Origin of the sequence: Streptomyces xanthochromogenes (assembly GCF_014650455.1) — a bacterium.
In the GTDB taxonomy this organism is placed as follows: domain Bacteria; phylum Actinomycetota; class Actinomycetes; order Streptomycetales; family Streptomycetaceae; genus Streptomyces; species Streptomyces xanthochromogenes.
This window is the reverse complement of record NZ_BMUZ01000011.1, coordinates 367,382-368,849: the sequence shown is the minus strand read 5'-3', so window position 1 is coordinate 368,849 and position 1,468 is coordinate 367,382. Positions and strand designations below refer to the sequence as shown.

The following is a 1,468-nucleotide window of genomic DNA, read 5'->3' as shown; positions in this document are numbered from 1 at the left end:
AATGGGAAGGTTGATCGGTCTGCGTTGCCGGTGCCGGAGTTCGGTGGGGGTGGTGGCCGGGCGCCTCGTGATCCTGTCGAGGAGATTTTGTGCGGTCTGTTCGCGGATGTGCTGGATCTGGAGCGGGTCGGCATCGATGACAATTTCTTCGAACTCGGCGGTCATTCCCTGTCCGCGACGAGACTGGTCAGCCGGATACGGACCACCCTGAACGTCGACCTCTCCCTCGCGGATCTCTTCGAAGGCTCGACGGTGAGCCGGCTGGTCGGCCGGCTCGACGAGACGAGGCGCGCGAAGGCCACCGCTCGGCCCAAGTTGCGTCTGCGCGGCCAGGATTGAGCCGAGAGCCCTCTCGGGTCGGCCGGTGGACGAGCCGTCAGAGGGCCGTCAGCTCGGCCATCAGCCGGGTCGCGACCGGCACCGGCACGTCATGGCGGGTGGCCGCGCGCAGGAGCGCACCGCCGATCGCGTCGAGTTCGAGCGGGCGCCCGGCCTCCGCATCACGCTGCATCGAGGACTTGGCACCGGCCGGGAACGTGTCGTACCGCTCCAGGGTCTGTGTCACGTCCACCGGCGCGCCACAGGCCCGGGCCACGGCAGTGGTCTCCTCGACCAGGGCCACCAGCTCGTCGCGGCACGTCGTCCGCACCTCGCCGATCGTCAGTCCGTAGCGGGTGGTGAGGAGGGCGAACGGTGCCAGGAAGGACAGCTTGCCCCAAAGAGTGGCGGACGCGTCCGGCAGCACCCTGGTGCGTACCCCGGCGCCGTCGAGGACCGCGGCCAGCGGCTGAAGGGAGTCCTCGGTGCCCGCCAGGTCGATCTCCGTGAAGGAGCTGCCGTGCTCGATGACGCAGGGCGCGGTGCGGGTGGACTCCACGCGGATCACACCGGGTACCACGCGCTGTGCGCCGTAGCGCCCACGCAGGATGTCCAGGTGCTCGATCCCGTTCAGGAGCGGCAGGACCAGGCCGTCGCCCAGCGCTTCGGGAGCGATCCGCGTCAGGGCCTCGTCGAGCGCCGTCTGCTTGACCGCGACCAGGCACAGGTCCACCGGCTCGCTCAGCTTGGTCCGGGTCTCCACCGGGGCGGTGAACTCGCCGAACTGGTTGCTCCGCACGCGGATTCCGTGCTCGCCGAGGGCCTGTGCGGTTTCGTCCCGGGCCACGCAGACGACTCGGTGCCCGGCGCGCGAGAGCAGAGCGGCCAGCAGTCCGCCGACCCCTCCGGGGCCGAGGACCGCCACGGTCCAGGGGCGTGCGGTGATGTCGCCGGTGGCGGGAGAGGTGACGGTCACGGAGACTTCTTCCTTACTGGAGGTGCCGGAGCCGGCATCCGCTTCGCCGCGATCCGGTGGCGGGGCCGCCGGGGTCACAAGGTCGCGGTGCCGCCCGCATGACTGGTCGATCTTCGACGAGTGCTGTCGGTGCGTCAACGCCCGCCGGGCCGCCCCATGCCCACGCGGCGGGCA

General features: G+C 70.7%; 2 protein-coding genes. One reads left to right on the top strand and one right to left on the bottom strand.

The genetic code is table 11. The annotated features are described in order from the left end of the window. The coding region (locus IE267_RS28165) for a phosphopantetheine-binding protein (protein ID WP_229861467.1) at positions 1-339 on the top strand (339 nt) is incomplete at its 5' end. 37 nt (positions 340-376) lie between these two features. On the opposite strand, the gene IE267_RS28160 is transcribed toward IE267_RS28165, so the two are convergent. Continuing rightward, entirely contained in the window at positions 377-1,294 is a 918-nt protein-coding gene (locus IE267_RS28160; protein ID WP_189765142.1) for a ketopantoate reductase family protein, read from the bottom strand. Between the last annotated feature and the right edge of the window lie 174 nt (positions 1,295-1,468).